Raw genomic sequence first — 21,212 nt, 5'->3', positions numbered from 1 at the left:
TACGGGAAGAGGGATGTTCGGTGAGATTTAGTGTGTTAGCAAGCGGGAGTACGGGCAACGCCATTTATGTGGCAACAGACCGTGTTTCCGTGTTGATCGATGTAGGGATTACTGGAAAGCAAGCAGAAGCGGCACTGGAGACCATTGGTGTCAATCCCGCAGAGCTTAGCGCCATTCTCGTCACCCATGAGCACGTCGACCATATTAAAGGAGTCGGTGTCATGGCGCGGCGATATGGATTGCCGATTTACGCCAATGAAAAGACATGGTCGGAGCTGGATGGGCAAATCGGGACGATCAAGGAAGATCAGCGACGCTTCTTTTCTGTGGGGGAAAAGAAAGAGTTGGAGGATTTGGGCATCGAGTCATTCGGAATCTCGCATGATGCCGCCGAGCCCATGGGCTTCTGTTTTTATGATGGCAAGAAAAAGCTCAGTGTCGCAACAGATCTGGGGTATGTCAGCGATCGGATCAAGGAGACGATTCGTGGAGCAGATGCGTATGTGTTCGAGTCCAATCATGACGTTGAGCTGCTGCGCATGTCCCAGTATCCTTGGAGCATCAAGCGACGTATCTTAAGTGATGTCGGGCACTTGTCCAATGAAGCGGCGGGCGATGCTTTGCTCGATTGTCTAACAGGTGGAGCAGAGCGTGTATACCTCGCTCACTTGAGTAAGGAAAACAACATGATTGATTTGGCCCGACTGACGGTCAAAAACATCTTGGAGGAGCGGGGGCTGTCTGTTGGTAACGATGTGCATCTGCGCGATACGTACCCGGATCGACCTACCAAGCTGGAAGAGCTATAAGATCGGTTTGATCCCTGCTTGACGACTGGCGATGCGCTCTGTGAGCTCCGCATACGTATCGATATGGAAAGTTAATTGTGTATCGAGCTCATTCACTTTGGCAGTCAGCTCGTCATGTGTCAGCAGTCCTTTGGCTACGAGCAGCTCGATTAAAGCATGCAGGACAAGCGTATTGTGGTAGTCTACTTCCTGAAGATCAGCCAGTTTGGCGATGAGGTGGACTTCTTTCAAGTCTATCAATCCTTTCTAAAAGCTTTTAATCTATCATATCCGTGCTCTCGGAGAAATATTCCGGGAGCTTTTTTGTATTCCACAACCTTTCCATAATTCTCACGCCATTTTGCCGAAAGCGGGTCGTATACTAAGGGTGTCAAAAGGAACAGACATCAACGGAATCAATCATGCAAACCAAATACGGCGCATGTCATTGTGTATACGAGCATGAAAAACCTGCAAAGCTATTAATAGTAGAAGATAGAAAGGAGAGGTATGAATCATGGGTTTCTATGATGATTTCACTCACGTGGAGCGAAAAAAACAACGCGGTTCTAACATTGGACGTATGGTCGTGACGTCGGTAACATCCGCGGTAATTGGGGGGATGGTCGTCCTGCTCACGCTGCCGACTCTCTCCAATGCGGGATATATTAATATGGTTAAGCCTGGAACAGAAAATGCGATAAGCAGCAATGCCTCCTCCGCCTCTAGCCTGTTTGCTAAGCCAGTATCTGTGAGTGTAGGATCGGGTACAGTAGAGGCGGTGAAACAAGTAGAAAACGCGATCGTTGGTGTAATCAACATCGGTCAGCGCAGAAACAGTTGGATGCAGAACTCGACGGATGTAGAGCAGGGCCAAGGCTCTGGTGTCATCTTTCAGAAAAAAGGCGGAAAAGCCTACATCGTTACCAACTACCACGTAATCGATAAAGCGCAAAAGCTGGAGGTCGCCCTGCCAACAGGTGAAAAAGTATCGGCGAAAGTAGTCGGCGCCGATGGTTACGCCGATCTGGCTGTACTGGAAATCGACGCCTCCAAGGTTACGGACGTTGCTGAGTTTGGGGATTCCTCTACCTTACAGGTGGGCGAACCGGCCATTGCTATCGGGAACCCATTGGGTATGCAGTTCTCCCGGACCGTTACACAAGGTATCATCAGTTCCAAAGAACGCTCCATGCCCATGGACTTTAACGAAGATGGCCAGGACGACTGGGAGCTGGACGTCATTCAAACAGACGCAGCAATCAACCCTGGTAACAGCGGTGGTGCCCTCGTAAACATTGAGGGACAGGTCATCGGGATTAACACCTTGAAGATTTCCAAAACAGGTGTCGAAGGGTTAGGTTTTGCCCTCCCGATCAATGATGTCAAAGTAATCGTGGACCAGCTGATGGAAAAAGGCACGCTGCAACGTTCTTACCTCGGTGTGCAGCCACTCGACTTGGCCAATGTGCCGCGCAACGAATGGAAAGAAACCTTGAATCTGCCTGATCAAGTGCAAAGTGGCGTTGTCGTTCAGACTGACGTAGGCAAATTCTCTCCTGCGGGTCAAGCGGGCTTGAGACAACTCGACGTCATTGTCAAGCTGGATGACAAGAACATTTCCACCAGCGCTCAGCTGCGGAAGTATTTGACGATGAACAAAAAGCCGGGCGATACGATGGACGTTACGTACTATCGTGACGGTCTCCTGAAGACTGCCAAAGTGAAGCTGACCGCTCCGCCACAGCAGTAAGAAGCACTGACCATTTTGTGGGCAGGCATGTGAAGGAATCAAACGTTGACGGGCAATTCCGGGATGCATTTTGTCCCGTTTGCATATATGCAGTATCTAAGTTCCCCCCCTCTATCTATTTTAAATAGATCCCTTCTTAAGAGCGCCGAGCTGATACGGCGCTCTCTTTTTTTGTTCGTTGACTGGGCTTTGGTGGAGGAGAGAAAAAAGAAGAAAACGCTCAAGTTCTTGGGATACCTGCTGGAGGTGGTTCTGCCCAGCTCCATAAAAAAACTCCTATACGAAGCTAATTCACGGAGGAGCGACCGCGTTTTAGAGGAAAGTTTTTATGCGTTCCAGAAAGTTTAAGCATAACAGCGTGTTCACAATGAAGTAGTTAAACTTTCCTACACGGTGGAAAAAGTGAAACCCGCGTCCAAAGTCGCGCAGCTACGTAGTGTCTCAGAGGTGGACGCTAAAGGCAGGTTTCCCTTTTTCCATTGCGCTTCGGATGGTATCCCAAAGACTTTCGCCGTTTTCTTCTTTTTTCTCTCTACAGCTTTCACTGTCCGACGAGGTTTTCAAAATAAAAGCTATAAAATATAAAGGCTTATGATTGTAAACTCATCGAGGTCTTTTTGGTGGATTCATTTGTTTTGTTGCGGTTCTGGGGTAGAATAGAAGCGACAATTATGAACGGAAAAGAGGCATTTGATATGGACATGAAGATGAAAAGCTTGCAAATAGAAGGGAAAGAAGTTGAGTTGTTGGCGGAATATCCGGTGCGGTTTGCTTGCATGGAGCATTTGGAGCAGGAGTTGGATGATTACGTAAACGATTTTGAGGCCGCCCCGGATACGTATGCGGCACAGGCGGTTGAGGGCGATGGAGTAGACAAGCGTTGTCGGGAATGTGGAGAGCCAGCGCAGATTGCGCTTTTGAAAGAGAAGGGAATGTAGGGCATGCAAATTTCGATTATTACAGTAGGGAAGCTGAAGGAGAAATATTTGCGTGAGGGCATTGATGAATATAGCAAGCGTCTGTCTGCTTATTGCAAGCTTCAAGTGATCGAGGTCAATGATGAAAAGGCGCCAGAAGAGATGAGTGCGGCGGAGATGGAGCAGGTGAAGCGCAAGGAAGGCGAGCGTATCCTGGCGCAGATCAAGCAGGATCAGTATGTGATCGCGCTGGCGATTGATGGGCAAATGTGGTCATCGGAGAAGCTGTCTGCGGAGATGGACAAACTGGCTTTGCATGGGCGCAGTCAGGTGGCATTTGTGATTGGCGGATCGTTGGGGTTGGCTGATCAGGTGTTGAAGCGGGCAGATGCGTTGTTGTCGTTTTCGAAGATGACGTTTCCGCATCAGTTGGTGCGGTTGGTGTTGTTGGAGCAGGTTTATCGAGCGTTTCGGATTAGTCGGGGGGAGCCTTATCATAAGTGACGGCGAAAAATGTTGGTTGTTAGTGAAGTTCGCAATCAAGAAGTCGTGTGAAAAATAACGAAAAAAAGACCAAAGATACAACTCTACAAAAAATTAGAAGCGACTTGATAGATTTCTTAATGAGATGGGCATTGCATATCATCCACAAGGGTTATCGGATGTACAGACGGAATCCTTCCGTTCTGAGCTTCAAGCAATTTATCCCCAGTTGAAAAATAATGATGTTAGGGAATCAATCGAAAAAGCGTTGCGCCAGCTGGATTGAGAGCGTGGCATAACAAAAGGAGCACCACATGAGCTTTATTGACGAAGTTTTGAGCAATATTAGTGTCATGAGTGCGAACGATGTGATACAGTCTATGTCCCGGATTTACGATGAACCGGTTGACCGTGACGCGCTGTCCGCCTATCCACAATTCATACAGGATATTATTTGGATCATCGACATGGACACCGAGTTGGCGATGAATGGGATTGGCGGTCTGTTGGAAAACAGCACCGGGCGCTATGCTGACAAAATGATCGACGCGTTGCGCCATATTTCAGCGGATAAAGAAGCTGAAACCCTGGCTCAAATATACCAAATCTATCAAAGTGACCTTGACAGTGAGAAAATAGACGAACTGGCTGGCAGTCTATACCTTTATATCGATTTTGATATATGGCCGCTATTGGAGGCTTATGTCGAAGCGGAGAAAGAAAGATACGAGGCAAGCAAATGATTGACACTTCAAAAACTATGCCAACAAAAACCCAGATTAACATTGGATGGACTGGTTGGATAAGAGGGGATTTGACTGGGGGTGCCATGTTGTTGGGCTTGCAAACGTCATTTCAATGCTAAATATGATTTGAACAAGCCCAGTGTTACACGTGAAGAGATAATAAATAATTGGGGTAGGGTACCTCACCGCAATGAAATCAAGCTGAGGGAGGTGAACAAAAGTGAAGAATAGATTTGAATTTATTGCGGTCGTCTTAATAGGCAATGGCGAGTCAACAGACGACTTTACCGTCTATATCGCCAAAATGGCTGACCGTTTAACCACACAGCTGGAGATCGCAAAGAAAGCGCTCCAAACTATTGTGGAAAGCTCACCGCAAGACAACGAGGCAGCTAAGATAATTGCCGCAGAAGCTCTAAAATCGATTGTGGAGTAGGTGCCAGGCTGCATTCGTGTTTTTGCTAACGGGTACGATAGTTGAATCACCGACAATCAGACCGCCGAATACTTTGGTGGCCTTCTTTGCATGTTTATAAAGGCATAATCATAGCTCTTGGGCCAAGCGGAAAATGTAGGAGAGACTATGCGCCGCGGCAGCTCTTTTCGCATTTCTCGCCGATGGCTCCGTTAAGCTGAGCCTTATCATAAGTGATGGCAACAGTTTTAGTACGAACAAACATACATGCTTTGATTATGCAATATCACAGGAAGCAGCATTTTCTGGATCAAGCTGATTTCCAGCACCTGAAGCATTGCCCGGAGAGTGGTGCAGCGGTGCAACTCAAGGTTCTTGGCGCTATTCAAGGGATGCTTCATATCGGGATACAAATTTTTAGCGGAGGAAGATGAGTGGATCGCTAGCATCGTGGATACCATGATTGACAAAGGTCTGCTTCCGCAGTAGAAGATCGCTGACTGGATAAACGGCTTGGCACAGTGCGGCAACTAGCCGAGGGAATGATCTTGGAGTACCTTGTTTGCCGTTTGGCAGTCCTGAACACGGAAACAATGTTCTAGACTGCCACGTTATATTGATCGATTCCGCTCGTTTAACGAACGTTTACTTCCTCTGCGTTCGATTTGGAAATTTTTATTTTTACCATGATCAATAAGAAAGCTAGAAGTGAAAACGTAATGCCGCTCCACATGAGTTGATGTATGCCCCAGTGAGAAATAAACCAACCGCCGATAAAAGTCCCTACAGTAATTCCAAGATTGGAAAATGAGACAAACAAGCTGTTGCCGAATTCAGGAGCTTCTTTTGCCTCAATTGTTAACCATGCTTGACTGACAATAAGCCCTCCGGAATGCACTGTCCCCCAAAGGAATACGATAACAGCCATTGGAAAGAAAGAAGAACCTAAATAATAAGTGAATAAGTAAATGACCGCATAGAGCAGAGGATACAAGATAACGGTCTTTGTAATGCTTTTATGCAAAAAGCCCCCAAATAAAAAATTTCCGAAAATCATGATGATTCCAAAGGCCATCAACATGATACTAATCCATGACCCGTTCATATGTGTTACTTGTCCTAAATATTCAGCAAAGTAGCTGTACACAGAAAACATAGCTGCAAAGATAAAAATAACGGTCGCGATCGTTAACCACAATTGAGGTTTGCGTAATATACCAAGCTGCTGGTCGTAAGACATTTTTTCCGTAACAGGCATGGAAGGAAGCCAAGCTAGTATTCCTACAAAGGCAATCATGCTTACAACAGCTCCAAATAGGAAAGCAGCTTCTAACGATATCTTGTCCGCGAGATAAGAAGTCAAAGGCACGCCAAAAGCAAATCCGACCGTTATTCCGGCGAAAACCTTTGTGACCGCTTTGCTGCTTTTTTCCGGAGGGACAAGTTTGGCTGCGGTCACAAGGGCAATCGAGAAAAAGACGGGATGAAAAATAGCAGGGAGAATACGGAAAACTAGCATCACATCGAACCGGGTTGTGAAGGCATAAACAATATTTGAAATCGCAAAAATAAGCACAGCGGTTAATAAAATGACTTTACGATTAATACCAGAAACGAGTAATGTCAGGAATGGACCTGAAATGGCAACAACTAACGCAAATATGCTTACAAGCCATCCGGCCTGCGCGGTCGAAATATTGAATTTTTGAGTGACCTGGGGTAAAACACCTATAATTCCCATTTCCGTTGTAATAATGCCGAATACGCCTAAAGCCAGAATCATAATAAGCAAAGGGTTAACCTGTTTCATGTTAAATGTAAGCCTCCGATTATATTCATATATATAGAATTATAGATATAAATAAACAAAAAAAGAGCTCCTTTCCGTTTATAGTTTCGTTTTGATGTACTCGGAAAATTCCTGTATTATCTTTTCGTTCCGACGATAGTACGTCCACTTCCCAATTCGCTCGGATTCTAGCAAACCAGCTTTTTGCATAGTCAACAAATAACTCGAGATAACAGATTGTGCAAGTCCCGATTTTGCCTGAATATCTCCCACGCATACACCAATCCGAAAATTGAGGCCTTGTTGTAAATAGAGCTTTTCATCAAAGAATTCCTCTGGATTCTTTAACCATTGCATAATTTGACTACGAGTCTCGTTAGACAAAGCTTTATAAATCAATGAAGGTTCCATATAGATCATTATATCTATTTTTATAGATTTGTAAATATGAAAAGGGTGTTTCTCCGACGATGCTTGCTCAGAGGGTTGGAGTCTGTCAGGTTTTCCTAATAAATTCGCTGATAGACCCGTTAAGCTGAACCTTATCACAAATAGTGGTAAAGTAGTGGATCGAGCTAGAAGTACAGTTGAATCAGATAAGAAAGTAGTATTTACTTGAGAAAAGAACAAAATGACCGGAGGTGGGCAAGGAAGACTCCGTTCGGTCATTTGAATACATAATATGAATTGGCCATTTAACACCATTGTAAAAAAGAATAAGAGAGGATACGTTGCAAATCAACGTAATATATAAATGCGCGTAGATCGATTACTATCCATGTTACTGATTATCTCAAAAAAAGGTACGGTTACAGGCAAAGAGCTTGCGGAACATTTTGAGGTGTCCATACGAACAATTTACAGAGATATAGAAAAGTTAGGTGAAGCAGGTATCCCAATCGCATCCATTGGTGGTAAAGGTGGGGGCTATTACATTATGGAAGACTATAATGTGGACAATCTTTTTTTAAACAAAGATGAAGCCTCTACTTTCATGGCGATAATGAATAATCTAAGTTTTCTATTTGGGAAAAATACAACGTTTCATGATATTGTTTTAAAGATCGAGAATACGCTTAAACAAGAAAAGAATACAAGCAAGTTAGACATTAATCTGTCTCATTTCAGTATGGAAAATGAATTAAAGGAATACCTGCTTCTATTAAACAATGCTATTGAAAAAAATAAGCTAGTGGTATTCGAATATATCAACAGAAGTATGGAGTATCTAGAAAGAACAGTAGAACCGTTTCAAATTACATTTTCCGCCGGTCAATGGTATTTAGTGGGCTTTTGCAAAGAAAGAAATGGCTACAGAAGGTTCAAACTAGTACGGATCAAGAATTTGAAAATGGGTGAGGACTTCGAAAAAAAGGATATCTCAAATAAAGAAATCGAGGAAGTCATTAGGAATAGCTATCTTACGCGAGGCATAACTGTTACCTTAAAGTTTACTCATAAAATGGGAGAGCAATTAACGGAGTATTTTCAAAAAGAGAAAATAACTAAAACACCTAACAATCAATATATCGTTGTGGATCAATTTCCATATGAGGAGGGATTACTGAAATTTATTTTAAGCTTTGGTAAGGAATGCGAGATAGTGGAGCCCTGTTATTTGAGAAATGAATTACAAGAATATATAAAAACAATATTACTACCATACAATGACTGACATACAGGTGTCAGTCATTTTGTTTTATAGTAGGGGTGTAAGTAGTCCGGAAATAGCGTTTATTCAAGGGGATGAGATAGTGAGCAATACAAGGACGAAACTCATGATAGACCTGCAAAGAATTGAGAAGGAACATTACCAGCTTCGTGAAGGTGAGCGGACTCAGGATTTTTTAACTCTCATGCTGCAATTTATCGGGGATCCTCAACCGGAATTACGGGATGGACTGATCTATCCGACACTGTATACATGGATTTATGAAGACAATCGGTTTACGGAAACGGAATTGAGCAATCTTCTGGCCATTCTGACCGATGAGCATCATTTGTTCTATCATATTGGTAGCGAAGGTGACCAGTCTGTATTTACAAGGACGTTCTCTGTTCTACCAGTTGCTTTAATAGTACGGCTTCACAGCAAGAAGCCTTTTCTGGATTATGCTGAATTCCAAAATCTCAAGCATTCACTGCTCCGCTATTATAAGGAGGAAAAGGATCTGCGCGGCTATCTGCCTGAAGGAGGCTGGGCTCATGGTGCGTCACACGGTGCGGATGCTTTGCTGGAGCTGGTCAAGTGTCCGGAGAGCGATACAGCGGTACAGCTTGAAGTACTTGCTGCTATTGAGGGGATGCTCCATAATGGGAAACAAATTTTTAGCGATGAGGATGATGAGCGGATCGCCAGTATCGTGGATACCATGATTGAAGAGGGTTTGCTTCCACAGCAGGAGATTGCTGACTGGATAAGCGGTTTGACAAAATGCGTCGACTGGCAGAGAAACTACGTTCAGACGATCGCCCGTGTGAATAGTAAAAATTTTCTGCGTAGTCTCTATTTCAGAAGAGGACAGGGAAGCCGCGGAAATGTTCTTGCCGCTGTCATACTTGCTGCAGAGACGAAATTGAACAAGTTTGCGACTGGAAGACATTGAATTCATTCTTTCCGAAAGCTGCTTTATTGCAAAGTCTAACACAGCTTTTTCTGAGCGAATACAAGGCTTGGAAAATCGTAAAAGGGAGAACGGCCTCTATGGCGTTCTCCCTTTTGCTCTGCGGGGATGATAATGTGTTTTTTTCAATCCCGATTCTTCTTATTATATAGCCCCACTTATCTTCCGTTTGTGCATAAGCCTCACCCAAGCAAATTGATTCCACGGTCATATGAGTGGCATTGCGCTCTTAAGTTTCTTCGCATATTCGTATAAAGGAACGGGCTAAGGCTTGCTTTGGTCGATTTCAGGCAGACGTATACAATTCCAACAAGCTTTCCCATTTTCATAGTATGATTATATTGAGCTAAGATGGATCAGCAAAAAGGCGGGAGACAATGAACAAATTACAAATAGAAGCGCTGGAAGAGATGAAAACGGCGATTCATAAATGGTTTGACGAACAAGAAAATAGAAAGGACACGGAGGACGTAGTCTTACGCACCACGCTGCAAGTAGGCATCTTTAACTTTGTCACGCTAGATTATCGGCCGGGCAGGACTAGGATTGAAACTTCGAAATCTGTGGGAAGTGCCGCAGGAAAAAAGTCGATGAAAGCCTCACCCTTTACCCAGGAGCAGATATTGCATGAGGTTCAGCCCCTGCTGGTGGAAATCGTTAGGGAGAGGCTGGACAAGCTGGAAACGTCACCGTTGATCAACTACCGTTTTACCTTCCAAGGAACCTTCGCAACGACGGACGGGCTTGTGGAATTAACGGTGTTGGAGACTGTATATGAAGAGAAAAAGCGGCAGCTTTTGGAGCGAATTCAGTCCTATATGGAGGAAAAACTGGAGAAGGGGTCTAACCCGACAAACAGACTGGAAACCTTCTTTTTGGCGCGTCATCTACTCGATCCGCATTTGTTCCCCGAACTGCAAGCCGCAAAGACGATAGCTTTATTTGACCGGATTCAGGAGTTGAATAAAGAGCAGGTTGAGGCTCTCGCGGAGCATCGAAGAGATATCATTAGGGCTTTGACTGACTGGGTCGAGAATGTATTTTTGCCGCGTTACTATGATGTCACTCGTTCTGAATACAGGACCAATGAGTATGTAATCAAGCCAGATGCTGTTTTTGAGGACAAGGATGAGCCGAATCAGCCTATTGACCTTTTGCTGTACGGAGCGGTAATGATTATTCGTTACGAGCCGGACTTCAACAAACTCAAGGGTCAGACTTTTTTGGAGATGGCGAAGCAGCTTGGCAGCGGTAAAGCCGCGCGTATGCTGAAGGATGGCAGCGATAGCTTCTCGAAAGAAGACGTCCATTTGCGCCATGAATTGGTCGAATGCAAGGCTAACGATGTTTTTTCCCTTTTCACAATCGTTATTCGCAAGGAAGAAGCCGGGGCGTACGAGCGGGCAATTTCGTTTATTCTCTCCCTGCTCCGAAAGGACTTCCCGAAAAGCTACAAAATCAAGTTGAAATCCAGCGTGAAGGAGTATTTGCCCATCAAAGGGCTAGCCAAATCGGACACGCACCGTTTTTTTGCAAATGCTCTGGCTTATCCCGAGCTACATCCTTTATTGGAGGAATATGCTCGTGAGGCGATGAAAGAGTTTGAATGGTACGAGGATACGGAAAGCGAAAAAAGCGTAATGCCGGGCAGCTATGCTGTGTTCGGGCTGGGGCTTTCGTCCGAACGGTATTTTCCGCTTGTTGAAGCTTACATGAACCTAGTGGATGATGAGCATCAACTGGTGCATGACAAGTTCACAGCCGTTTTTGCCGAAACCTATGGCATAACGGAACGCTCGACTCCCACCTTGATCGCCTGCCTGCTGCGCTCCCACGATTCGCTAAAGCTGAAGATTCAGCCGGAGCTGGAAAGCGAAGACAAGCTATCGTTATTCGTACAGCAAATAGAGACTCTGTCAGATGACGAGGCCGAGCGGGTACTGTACCCGATCTGGGGCAAGGTGGAGAAGCTGGCTGTATTGGCTCGAAAGGCGGAGGGATCGCGCAAGGAGCTGATCATTCGTCTGCAAAAGTCGGTGGGGATAGCCTGACGGTGGCTCGGTGAAAGCCGCATTGATAAGTATGCTTTTGAGTGAAACGATCTTATTTGCATAATTACCATGCTTAAAAGAAAGTGGGAGAAGAACATGTACATAAGCAAATGGTGGGGAGATTTAATTGGCGGGTCCGATGATTCGCTGGCATTAGTCGACTATTTGGAACAATTGGACTCAACGAATGTGACGCTCAATCAGATTTTAAAGGACTTGGGTCTGGATGTCCTGCTTTCCGAGGGAGACTTGAAAAGCGGTGGAAGTATTGGATTTGATATCAAAAATGCTAACGGTACGTTTCGAGCAGAACTTGATATTGCCTGCTCAGCTCTAATCGATCTTTCAGCCATTGTGTTGGAATCTCAAAAATCAGGCTATGTCGATTTGCATGATTTGGATGAGGATAGGAAGTCGCGCAAACTTTATATAGATGCCTCCGAAGAAAAAAGGAACCTGCTTCGGGATGAGTTGTACAAGTTTTCCCGTGATCCGCTGGCTTACGAATTAGCCGAGCTTGTTCCGGTGGATGATATGAAAGAGCTTGCGGAAAAGGAAAAAATGATCGCAGATGAGCTGGCACCGTTAAGCTGACCATACCACAAGTAATAGCGAAATTTTTATCCTTAACCGCGAGAGTTGCCTCGAAGCCGGAGGGGGAAGTCTCCTCCAATCCTGTCGTTACATGCTCGACTAAAGTAGGACAAAGGAGAGAACATGGATTTTCAAGTGCTGCAATTAAAAATCGAGGCGGCTGCGAGGGCTGCATTCGAGCAAGTAAGAAACAAATATGCAGGACAAAGCTTTTGCGGTTACGCCTTGTATTCCGACTCGGATGCAATCACCGTATGTCCGGCGGTAAACTCTACCGATCACTTGAACAAAATGATTGCCGGAGACCCTGATGATGCGATTTATTATCGCTGGAGTCCAGGGGAATGGGATCATGAATTTGAAGGTGCTGAATGTTTTAAAGATATATCCAATCTATTGTATAACGAAGTGATGAGTATGCAGTCGGCGGAAAGACACAGGGACTATAAAGAGAAGGTTTATGAGTGTTGCGTGGCTGCTCTTGAATCACTGAAAAAGGAAGGTTTTTTCTCCGATATGAGCGAATCGGGAGTATTAGTCTTTACTGTATCGGATGATACAAATGCACTGGAATGTGATTGGATTGCCCGATTGAACCGAAATGAACTTGCTCAAGAATTTCAGAATTGGATTGGCGGTTGAGAACATCCAATACGATTGGGGAGATATTATGTCCGTAATACATGCCTACCTTGCGAAGTCGTCCGATCCTTACTCCCATGAGCGTCTTGCTTCTGAGTTAAGCGCCTACTTTGATTTTGAAACAAAGAATGGACTGGAAATAGGAGCATCAGCAAATCCGTTTACGAAACAGAAATACTTGATTCTCCGTTGGCCGGGATGGAATTTTACAGCTCATTTTGAAACTGGCAGTAATGTAGCCGCAGATGTAAATTACATTGCAAGCACCATCAAGGATTGCCCGCCTGAAATCACAGATTGTACCGAACGCATCCGCTTCGTATTCTCGCCTGATGAAGGACGGGAATTCACGAATCATATCATTTGGGCGATAGACTATTTGGCGGAAATACCAAGCGCAATCATTTTTGATGAAAGTCAAAAAACAATAGTGCGTGGCTGGTAAAGAGGCGAATACCTACGGCGGCGTCAAATCGCAGAAGGATAGGAGAGATCGACAATGCAACTTTCAGATTCCACCCATGCCGAAATTACCGTGCTGTGTAAACAAGGCGATGATTTGGTGAAAGCAGGCAATCTTGAGGAGGGCAAGAATAAGTACGTCGCGGCTCTCCGATTATTGCCGGAAAATCATCGAGAATGGGAGGCCGCAACGTGGATATATGTGGCTATTGGGGATGTCCATTTTCAAATGAAGAATTACGATAAGGCATTCAAGTGTTTCTTTAATGCTGTACAGTGTCCGGAGGGGCTGGGGAATCCTTACATTCATCTTCGGTTAGGGCAATTGTATTACGAACAGGACAACCTTGAAAAAGCGGCAGACGAGCTGACCCGGGCTTACATGGGTGCCGGGATTGCGATCTTTATGGAAGATGACCCAAAATACCTTGAGTTTTTGGAGACAAAAATAGAGATTTGAAGTTTCAGGATTAGAAAAACACTATTGGTACAGGAAAGAGCACCAATTACCAGGCAGAAGTCGGGGACTCCTAGATATGAAAAAGCTGGCACTTATAATAGGCCAGCTTTTTCATGTCCTCGCTAAATTTCTCGCATGAGGCTGCTTTATTTTCTTTCTGACTCAGCTTGGTGTACTTGGCTAGTAGTAACTTGTGTCAGATCAGAGTGGGCAAAATCATCTGTGTGCGGCAATTGTACATCAAACTCATGGATCGGAGAAATTTCCAGATTCGCGTTGTCAAATTGCAGATTTAATACGTGTCCGCCACTTGTTTTATCCTCTGTGATGAAGTGGAGATGGAATCCGGGAACATTCAGGGCTGCTGCATAATTTGGCGTATAGAAGCCAATCAGGGTTCCCTTAACATTTTTAAATTCAAACTCGGATTGTTTTTTGGTTACTTCAGTCAGCTGCGGATAAGGTCTGGTTTGTTTTGGAACTGTTCTAGCCTTTACCATCTTAAAGGTACCGGTCAGCTTTACGGCATAAAAGACGTTCTTGTTTTCAAATTTCTCCTCAAGCATTTTTGTTAATTGATTGTAATCTTGCACATTGGTTAATGTAGTTTTTTCTTTCGGCTCGAAATGTGTAGTAACCGCAAATGGAGTTTTCACACTTTCTGGCAGCTCGGATAATTTTCCGGTGCTGTCGATCTGGTAGAATTTTGTACCCATCTGAATCATCTCTCCATCGAGATCATTGATGGTACCAAGCCCCATATCGCCTCGTAGCTTCAGGTCTTTCAAAGTCAAGTCCCCTTCAAACTGTCCAAGCATGAGTGCATTGATCGTTGAGTATTGAAACAGTACATTTTTTGGTGCCGGATTAGCGGCAACCACAGGTTTGGATTCCTGCTTGGCAGGTGGTGCTGGTACAGTAGCCGTTGTAGCTGCAAAAGCAGTCAAAGACAGCCCGGCAACGAGAGCCAGAGATGTGATAGAAGTGATGATATTTTTTTTCATGTTTTTCACTCCACCTTTATATATAAAATTTGTTGCTAACGAAGTTTATAGTTTTGCACATTATTCCTGATTTGTTGTGCGGTATCCAGGACAATTTTCACTTGTTCCATTAATTCATGCAAAGATTCTTGTTGTTTTTCAATATTGGACAGAGTATCGCTGGAATCTCTGGAGTTGGAATTGGCAATATTCGAAAGATCTTCAACCGATGCGCTCACTTCCTCGGAACCCGCTGCAACCTCTTCCGAAATGCTGCTTAGATTTTGTATTTCATCATTGATTTTAGCCATATCTTCAATGATATCGGAAAGCAGGGTTTCCACTTTGGAGCTTAGGTTCAATCCGTCTTCAACTTCCTGCTGCACCATCGTCAACGATTCCACAGATTTTCTGGTTTCTTTATTGATCTCCAAAATCAGATTGGTAATTTGTGTAGCAGAATCAGCGGATTGTACGGCAAGCTTTTTCACTTCTTCAGCAACAACGGCAAAACCTCTGCCATGTTCTCCCGCACGCGCTGCTTCTATGCTGGCGTTGAGAGACAAGAGATTGGTTTGATTGGCGATTTCATTAATGACAGTGGCAAAATTATCAATTTCCATTGTTTTTTGCATGAGTGTTTCCACGAGATTGGAAGAGTGCAAAACAGCCGAATTAATTGTCCTCATTTGATTCAGTGAATCTGAGACAATCGAAGTTCCTTCTTTTGCTCTCTGATGCGTTTGTTCCGTAATTTCGCCGATTTCTGAAGCTACTTCGGCAAAATTGCTCACAGCAAGCACGCTTTCTTGCATCGTCCGGGATATCTCCGAAATTCCCTGGGCCTGATCCATCGAACCCTTGGTAACCCGGCTGTTCATTTCAGCGATTTTTGAGGAGGCATTGGCAACCTCAGTCACTTCCGAATTTAACACGTCCGTAACTTGATTAAGATTTTGCGCATTTTTCAGCAGGTCTTCGATGAGTTGGTGCAATTGGAGGGCAAGAGAGTTGAAGGCTTGCGCCAAATCTCCCAACTCATCTCTGTTTTTCACAGTAATGTGGGTTTCTGCAAGGTTCCCTGCTGCCAATTGCTTGGATAAACGCGTCATTTGTTTTAACGGGTGTACAAAAATCCGGTTGATCACGTACAAAATGACAAGCGACAATAAAACGGAGCTGATAATCATCCCAACTGTTTGTGTAATAATTGGCTTCTTCAGCTCGTCAAGTTCGCTGTCATAAAGCACGCCGGCTATTTTCCAGCCGGTTATCTTGTTCGTGGTAAAGACGATCCGGGAAGGTTTTCCGTCGATTTGGGCTGACAGTACTCCCGATTGCTGCTCATAAAATGATTTGTAGCTGTCATCTTGAGGCACTTCTCCAGCAGCAATGGTTGGATGGGTAATAACCTTCTGACTCTCATCCAGGATAAACGCGAAACCTTGCGTCCCTACTTTTGCCGCATTAACGGTATCAGTCACATACTTTTTCAACGATAAATTTACTACGGCAACTCCATGGCCATCGTCCGTAGTTTTTGCTACCGATACCACAATATTTTTAGAGGCGGCTGATACATAGGGTTTGGAAATAATCACTTGACCCTTCTGTTCCATCGCTTTTGTGTACCATTCTCGCGTGCGAGCATCATACTCTTTTGATAATGGACTTTGCGGCTCCATCGCAAAGCGTCCATCTTCGGTGGCAAGTCCAATCACTTCGGTATCATCGGTATGCACAGCTTTAAACTGCTTAAGGGTCGATTGCACCTGTTGATTTGACGCCAAATTCGTCTTTTCATCCTTTATCATGTCTTGATAAACGCTTTGAGGCAGTGATCTTGCTAGAACATCTGTGTCTTTCATGATGGGCACAACTACACGATCAATAATCGTGCTGAGGTTTTCGACCTGTTTATTAGCTGAATTGAGTAGTTGAACATCTAATGTTTGAGTAGCTGAACGATACGAGAAGTAGCCAATCAGAATACTTGGGACCAAAACCAAAATGAGAAAAACCGCAAATAATTTTTGACCGATTTTCCACTGAAACCCTTTTTTAATGTCCACTCCAGCCATAATGAATTCTCTCCATCCAGATTTGTTTATTTATCTTTATATTTCAGTGTATCGGTATAAGGGTTTACAAAAATTAGACTTTTTTGTGTAAAATTTGAATTAATTGTTACAATGTACCAAATTGGATGTCCTCACCGATCTTTTGGTGAGGCACAGACTTTACCCACCATTCATCAAGAGGTTCAATTTATTTATTGAATCGTTCTCTTTCAAAGGGCGATAAATGGTTAATTTCAACTCGGGGGCATCGTACACCCGAAATGTCATATGCTCCATCGTCATTGTACCCGCAGTCGGATGATTGATCTGTTTTGTCCCGATGGGAGTACCCTGTATATCGTAACGCGGCCACCATTCTCTGAATTCAGGACTGAGTTCCATCAGTTCGCCGACGAGCTCTTTAAACCAGTCCTCCCCGACGAACGGTGTACTGGTAGAACGAAATTGCCCTAGAAGACGTTTGGCGTGGCTTTCCCAATCGCCCATAAGTTTTCGATAGTCGGTTGACGCGAAACATCGCCAGACTGCGTTACGTTCTTTCTTATTCATTTTTTCAAAATCCCCGAACACCAACTGTGCAGCTTTATTCCACATCAATATATCCCACCGCTGATCCGTTGCATAAGCCGGACACATTTCGAAATCGTTCATGAAGTTTTGCATGATCTTTGTAATTCCTGCTTCAAATGAGGTTGTTTGTTCAACAGGCAGTTGCCCGTGGGCGAGCATAAACAAATGATTTCGCTCCTCAGTATCGAGCTTCATTACCGTCACAAGACTATCAAGCACCTGGGTCGATACTTGAATGTCTTTTCCCTGCTCCAGCCACGTATACCACGTAAGCCCGATCCCAGCAATCTGCGCTAATTCTTCTCTCCGTAAGCCTTGGACCTTCCTTCTTGGACCTTTGGACAAGCCAAATTGCTCTGGAGAAAGCCGGGAACGCCGCGATTTTAAAAACAACCCCAATTCTTTTCGCTTGTCCTTATCGTTGTTCATCTAATCCCTCCGCCTAATCCTGTTACTTTTAATACTATGATTAATAGGCTTCTATTTGTAGGTTTGTTCGCACTTTAATCTTACAACTGTAAGGTTTACGAATAAAGACAAGGAGGTGATCGTTCTGGAGGACTTAATCAGATCTGGTCCATCGAAAGGTCTGATCGCTCTTATGGTGATAACCTGCGGGTTTACCGTGGCAAACGTTTATTTAAACCAGACCTTACTAGTCGATATGGCGAAAACATTCGACTCAACCGTAGCAGAGATAGGAGGTGTGACGACTCTTACCCAGGTAGGCTATGCAATCGGGAATCTCCTGCTAGTGCCTTTGGGAGACATGTTTGAAAGACGTCGAATGATTGTCTTCTTGTTGTTGGCGGTTTCATTGTCGCTCTTATCGGCCGCATTATCTAGTTCTTTAACGTGGTTAATCGTGAGTCATTTTGCGATAGGCATAACGACGATTATACCGCAGCTTATCGTTCCATTAGCTGCCAGTATGGCAAATGATCGCAATCGGGGGAAGTTACTAGGGACAGTGGCGATCGGTCTTGTCTGCGGAATATTGGGGGCGAGGATAGTTAGCGGCATTGTTGATAGCATATGGGGCTGGAGAGTGATGTATTGGATTTCCTTTGGCTTCATGTTGTTGCTTACTCTCCTAATTCGGTTTCGGCTTCCCCAAAGCCAAGGTGAGACAGCATTACCATACCGCCAGTTGTTGCTTTCGTTGGGGCCTCTGTTCGTGAAGCAAAAAGCACTCCAGAGCGCCTGTTTGAGTCAAGGTATGGTGTTTGGATCGTTTAGTGTCTTTTTTACTACTATAGGATTCTTGCTTCAATCACCCCCGTACGAATACGGCAGTGCCGTTGTTGGATTGGTTGGGTTGGTCGGAATCGGAGGCGCTGTCGCAACTCCATTGATTGGACTGATCATTGACAGGAAAGGGGCAGCACTCGCCAATAAAATTTGCATGCTTGCAGCTATGGCTTCGTTCCTGATCTCCGCGGTTGCCGCTAATTGGCTGCCGGGATTGATTGGCAGCGCATTGTTGCTAACGGTTTCCACACAAGCAAATCAGGTTGCCTGTCAGGCGAAAATATTCGAACTTTCTGCTGCTGCTAGAAGCAGATTGAACGGGTTGTATATGGTTTTCACCTTTATAGGGGGTGCACTTGGGTCCTATGTGGGAGTGTGGGCATGGAGCAACTGGCAGTGGTCCGGTGTTTGCGTGGTTGGATTGATCATGGTCTTTGTCGGAATGAGTACATCGGCGGGCATAAAAAATGTAAACCATACGAAAATTGAAAGGATGAAAAATACAAATGCAAATTCATGATGATACCTATAATAAAGGAATGGAAATCCTGAAAAAAATAGATAGCGAGCATTACCAGAGCATTGTTGATAGTTTTAAAGACACAGTGGCCCCAGATTTGGGACAGCTCGCTGTAGAATTCAATTACGGCCAAATATTTTCCCGTCCAGGTCTCGATTTGAAATCTAGGCTTCTCGCTACAGTGGCAGGTCTGACGGCGATGGGAAATACGCAGCAGTTGAGGTTTTATATTAACGGAGCATTAAACCTTGGATGGACGGAAGAAGAGATTGTGGAGTGCATGATGCAAATGTTAATTTACGCTGGTTTTCCTGTTGCTTTAAATTCGATTCTGACCGTTGCTGCAGAAGTGTTTGCAGAACGAAAAACAAAATCAAATAAGGGGGGCTCCGAATGATTATTGACAGCCACTCACACGTTCATTCGTCAGTAGAATCTCACTTGAATATCATGGACGAATCGAACATCGATAAAACAGTTTTGTTCTCGACGCTTGTTCATCCGGAAAAAAGCGAGTCGTATTCTGAGTTTGTTGAAGAGATGGGAAAATTGTCAAACATATTGGCCAATCGGATAAATAGCTCAGAGGCACGTATAAAGGCAATGGACGAATTGATTCGGACGGTGCGGCAATATCCCGATCGCTTTATCGGTTTCGGAAGCGTACCGCTCGGTTTTTCCGAGACGGAAACGATGGAATGGGTGGAAACCAAAATCGTCAACAACGGGTTGAGAGGGTTTGGTGAATTTACGTTGGGGTCAGGCCAGATCGGATTGCTCGACCCCGTATTCAAGGCTGCGAACGAGTGGCATGGCCTCCCGATTTGGGTTCATACGTTCGAACCATTAAAAATGGTAGATATTCGGGACCTTGCCTATCTTGTTCAAAAGAATCCGAATGTGCCAGTCATTTTCGGACATTTGGGTGGCTTGAACTGGTTGGATACAATCAACTTAACGAAGGACATAGACAATGCTTTTTTGGATACCTCAGCGGTATATACGGTTTTTGCCTTGAGCCTTGCGATGAAAGAGCTTCCTGACAGAACGTTGTTTAGTTCGGACCATCCATACGGCGATCCTTACTTGGCAAAAATCGCAGTTCAACGTTGTGCACCGAGCAAAGAGGTCGAGAGAAGAGTGCTCGGTGAAACGATAGCGGAATTGCTTGAAATCTAATCTAAGTCCCTATTCATGGTGTACCGTATCGTCTCGTTAGCAGGTTGATCGGTAATTATATCCACTACCCCAAAAACCCGCAATATTGTCATTCAAGGAGAATATTAATGGAAGACGGAAGAAAGGGACTGGTTGTGCCAGCCCCTCTTTCATTTCTTTTTCTCCAACTCCGCCTTTAATCTTGCATTCTCTTCCAACAGCTTTTGAACGTCCGGGACATCCTTGCCGGAAAACCAGCCATACAAATCGTCTCTTGCTGCATACTCCGGCAATTGATCACGAAGTACCATTTTAATGTGCCGTACATCTTCAACATAATAGGTGGGAACTTGTTCCATGACCGATTGCTTAAACTCTTGAAACTTCTGATAGTATTCAATTGCTGTGAAGTCGTATGGCTGTTGTCTCAATGCTTCATCTGTGACAACAAAAGCAAATCTAGGTTTGCCTGCTTCTCCGGCATACTCATATTCCCAATGCGTATAGCTCATGGATTCATCAGGAAGTGTTAAACCATAGAATCCTCCGAGAATCAGGATATATACATCGGACTCGTCGATCCATCTCTTCCTCATTTTCATTGGACTTTCCTTGAAAAATTGCTCGATTCCAGCAGGGATATGACCGGCTTGAAGTACGGCTTCAACAGCGGTATGTCTTTCTTCAATAAGATCGTAATAAGTAGACGATATGTATATTTGTAATTTTTTTCTCATAAGCCCACCCAAATGAAAGAATTTAATATAAGAAGAATCTACCATTCACTCACTTTATTTGTCAAAATTGACTGTGTTTTCATGCGGTAGCCAAGTGTGTGACGGATTTTTCGCTGATACCCCTCCTGCAACAGACCAAAATAACAAGGAAAGAGCACCCCGCACCTCGATTCCCAGGAGCAGGGATG

General features: G+C 44.4%; 23 protein-coding genes. 16 read left to right on the top strand and 7 right to left on the bottom strand.

Annotated features, from left to right (window positions below; all coding sequences use genetic code 11):
- The first annotated feature begins 20 nt into the window (after positions 1 to 20).
- Positions 21 to 809 carry an MBL fold metallo-hydrolase gene (locus tag BBR47_RS29480; protein ID WP_015894070.1) on the top strand — a complete coding sequence of 263 codons (789 nt, stop codon included), beginning with the start codon at positions 21 to 23 and terminating at the stop codon, positions 807 to 809.
- On the opposite strand, the gene BBR47_RS29475 is transcribed toward BBR47_RS29480, so the two are convergent.
- Positions 804 to 1,040, bottom strand: a complete 237-nt coding sequence (locus BBR47_RS29475) for a hypothetical protein (protein WP_015894069.1) — start codon at positions 1,038 to 1,040, stop codon at positions 804 to 806. The two genes, BBR47_RS29480 and BBR47_RS29475, sit on opposite strands and share 6 nt — an antisense overlap.
- A gap of 265 nt (positions 1,041 to 1,305) precedes the next feature.
- On the opposite strand from BBR47_RS29475, the gene BBR47_RS29470 reads away from it, so the two are divergent.
- From BBR47_RS29470 to BBR47_RS29445, 5 genes are all read left to right on the top strand, one after another.
- Positions 1,306 to 2,541, top strand: a complete 1,236-nt coding sequence (locus BBR47_RS29470; RefSeq protein ID WP_015894068.1) for a S1C family serine protease — start codon at positions 1,306 to 1,308, stop codon at positions 2,539 to 2,541.
- Between the two features lie 671 nt (positions 2,542 to 3,212).
- Positions 3,213 to 3,479 carry a CxxH/CxxC protein gene (locus tag BBR47_RS29460; RefSeq protein ID WP_231850537.1) on the top strand — a complete coding sequence of 89 codons (267 nt, stop codon included), beginning with the start codon at positions 3,213 to 3,215 and terminating at the stop codon, positions 3,477 to 3,479.
- Positions 3,480 to 3,482: 3 nt separating this feature from the next.
- A complete protein-coding gene (gene rlmH, locus BBR47_RS29455; protein WP_015894066.1) occupies positions 3,483 to 3,962 on the top strand; it encodes a 23S rRNA (pseudouridine(1915)-N(3))-methyltransferase RlmH in 480 nt (159 codons plus the stop codon).
- A gap of 293 nt (positions 3,963 to 4,255) precedes the next feature.
- Positions 4,256 to 4,684 (top strand): DMP19 family protein, encoded by a 429-nt coding sequence (locus BBR47_RS29450; protein ID WP_015894064.1) that lies wholly within the window; start codon positions 4,256 to 4,258, stop codon positions 4,682 to 4,684.
- Positions 4,685 to 4,907: 223 nt separating this feature from the next.
- Positions 4,908 to 5,123 (top strand): hypothetical protein, encoded by a 216-nt coding sequence (locus tag BBR47_RS29445; RefSeq protein WP_015894063.1) that lies wholly within the window; start codon positions 4,908 to 4,910, stop codon positions 5,121 to 5,123.
- A gap of 613 nt (positions 5,124 to 5,736) precedes the next feature.
- Here BBR47_RS29445 and BBR47_RS29440 read toward each other — a convergent pair.
- Complete coding sequence (locus BBR47_RS29440; RefSeq protein ID WP_015894061.1) at positions 5,737 to 6,912, bottom strand: MFS transporter; 1,176 nt, start codon at positions 6,910 to 6,912, stop codon at positions 5,737 to 5,739.
- Between the two features lie 78 nt (positions 6,913 to 6,990).
- The gene (locus BBR47_RS29435; RefSeq protein WP_015894060.1) at positions 6,991 to 7,302 is read right to left on the bottom strand and encodes an ArsR/SmtB family transcription factor; all 312 of its coding nucleotides are present in this window, start codon (positions 7,300 to 7,302) and stop codon (positions 6,991 to 6,993) included.
- 367 nt (positions 7,303 to 7,669) lie between these two features.
- Here BBR47_RS29435 and BBR47_RS29430 point away from each other — a divergent pair, with 367 nt between their 5' ends.
- The 7 genes from BBR47_RS29430 (at position 7,670) to BBR47_RS29400 (ending at position 13,724) form a co-directional block, all read left to right on the top strand.
- Positions 7,670 to 8,566, top strand: coding sequence for a helix-turn-helix transcriptional regulator (locus tag BBR47_RS29430; RefSeq protein ID WP_231850536.1), 897 nt, complete (start codon positions 7,670 to 7,672; stop codon positions 8,564 to 8,566).
- A gap of 79 nt (positions 8,567 to 8,645) precedes the next feature.
- The gene (locus BBR47_RS29425; protein WP_015894058.1) at positions 8,646 to 9,497 is read left to right on the top strand and encodes a DUF2785 domain-containing protein; all 852 of its coding nucleotides are present in this window, start codon (positions 8,646 to 8,648) and stop codon (positions 9,495 to 9,497) included.
- Positions 9,498 to 9,892: 395 nt separating this feature from the next.
- Positions 9,893 to 11,566, top strand: coding sequence for a DUF6138 family protein (locus tag BBR47_RS29420; protein ID WP_015894057.1), 1,674 nt, complete (start codon positions 9,893 to 9,895; stop codon positions 11,564 to 11,566).
- Positions 11,567 to 11,662: 96 nt separating this feature from the next.
- Positions 11,663 to 12,160, top strand: coding sequence for an imm68 putative immunity domain-containing protein (locus BBR47_RS29415; RefSeq protein ID WP_041749743.1), 498 nt, complete (start codon positions 11,663 to 11,665; stop codon positions 12,158 to 12,160).
- A 123-nt stretch (positions 12,161 to 12,283) separates the two neighbouring features.
- A complete protein-coding gene (locus BBR47_RS29410; RefSeq protein ID WP_015894055.1) occupies positions 12,284 to 12,802 on the top strand; it encodes a DUF4303 domain-containing protein in 519 nt (172 codons plus the stop codon).
- Positions 12,803 to 12,830: 28 nt separating this feature from the next.
- Positions 12,831 to 13,247, top strand: a complete 417-nt coding sequence (locus tag BBR47_RS29405; RefSeq protein ID WP_041749742.1) for a hypothetical protein — start codon at positions 12,831 to 12,833, stop codon at positions 13,245 to 13,247.
- A 54-nt stretch (positions 13,248 to 13,301) separates the two neighbouring features.
- A complete protein-coding gene (locus tag BBR47_RS29400; protein ID WP_015894053.1) occupies positions 13,302 to 13,724 on the top strand; it encodes a tetratricopeptide repeat protein in 423 nt (140 codons plus the stop codon).
- A 146-nt stretch (positions 13,725 to 13,870) separates the two neighbouring features.
- Here the strand turns inward: BBR47_RS29400 and budA are convergent, their stop codons facing one another.
- From budA to BBR47_RS29385, 3 genes are all read right to left on the bottom strand, one after another.
- Entirely contained in the window at positions 13,871 to 14,728 is an 858-nt protein-coding gene (gene budA / locus BBR47_RS29395; RefSeq protein ID WP_015894052.1) for an acetolactate decarboxylase, read from the bottom strand.
- Between the two features lie 35 nt (positions 14,729 to 14,763).
- Positions 14,764 to 16,788 carry a methyl-accepting chemotaxis protein gene (locus BBR47_RS29390; RefSeq protein WP_015894051.1) on the bottom strand — a complete coding sequence of 675 codons (2,025 nt, stop codon included), beginning with the start codon at positions 16,786 to 16,788 and terminating at the stop codon, positions 14,764 to 14,766.
- A gap of 159 nt (positions 16,789 to 16,947) precedes the next feature.
- On the bottom strand, positions 16,948 to 17,787 hold the full coding sequence (locus BBR47_RS29385; RefSeq protein WP_015894050.1) for a helix-turn-helix transcriptional regulator: 840 nt from the start codon (positions 17,785 to 17,787) through the stop codon (positions 16,948 to 16,950).
- A 172-nt stretch (positions 17,788 to 17,959) separates the two neighbouring features.
- Between BBR47_RS29385 and BBR47_RS29380 the strand changes: the two genes are divergently transcribed.
- Genes BBR47_RS29380 through BBR47_RS29370 form a run of 3 tightly spaced genes read left to right on the top strand, consistent with a single transcriptional unit; the run spans position 17,960 to position 20,308 of the window.
- Positions 17,960 to 19,129: an MFS transporter gene (locus BBR47_RS29380; protein WP_231850638.1), complete on the top strand. Its 1,170-nt coding sequence runs from the start codon at positions 17,960 to 17,962 to the stop codon at positions 19,127 to 19,129.
- Complete coding sequence (locus BBR47_RS29375) at positions 19,116 to 19,526, top strand: carboxymuconolactone decarboxylase family protein (protein WP_015894048.1); 411 nt, start codon at positions 19,116 to 19,118, stop codon at positions 19,524 to 19,526. Before BBR47_RS29380 ends, BBR47_RS29375 begins: the two co-directional genes overlap by 14 nt.
- Entirely contained in the window at positions 19,523 to 20,308 is a 786-nt protein-coding gene (locus BBR47_RS29370) for an amidohydrolase family protein (protein ID WP_015894047.1), read from the top strand. Before BBR47_RS29375 ends, BBR47_RS29370 begins: the two co-directional genes overlap by 4 nt.
- Before the next feature lie 149 nt (positions 20,309 to 20,457).
- On the opposite strand, the gene BBR47_RS29365 is transcribed toward BBR47_RS29370, so the two are convergent.
- Entirely contained in the window at positions 20,458 to 21,024 is a 567-nt protein-coding gene (locus tag BBR47_RS29365) for a DUF4062 domain-containing protein (protein ID WP_041749741.1), read from the bottom strand.
- Between the last annotated feature and the right edge of the window lie 188 nt (positions 21,025 to 21,212).

The organism is Brevibacillus brevis NBRC 100599 (genome assembly GCF_000010165.1).
GTDB classification, from domain to species: Bacteria; Bacillota; Bacilli; order Brevibacillales; family Brevibacillaceae; genus Brevibacillus; species Brevibacillus brevis_D.
The sequence above is the reverse complement of the archived record's forward strand: the minus strand, read 5'-3'. Positions and strand labels throughout refer to the sequence as shown.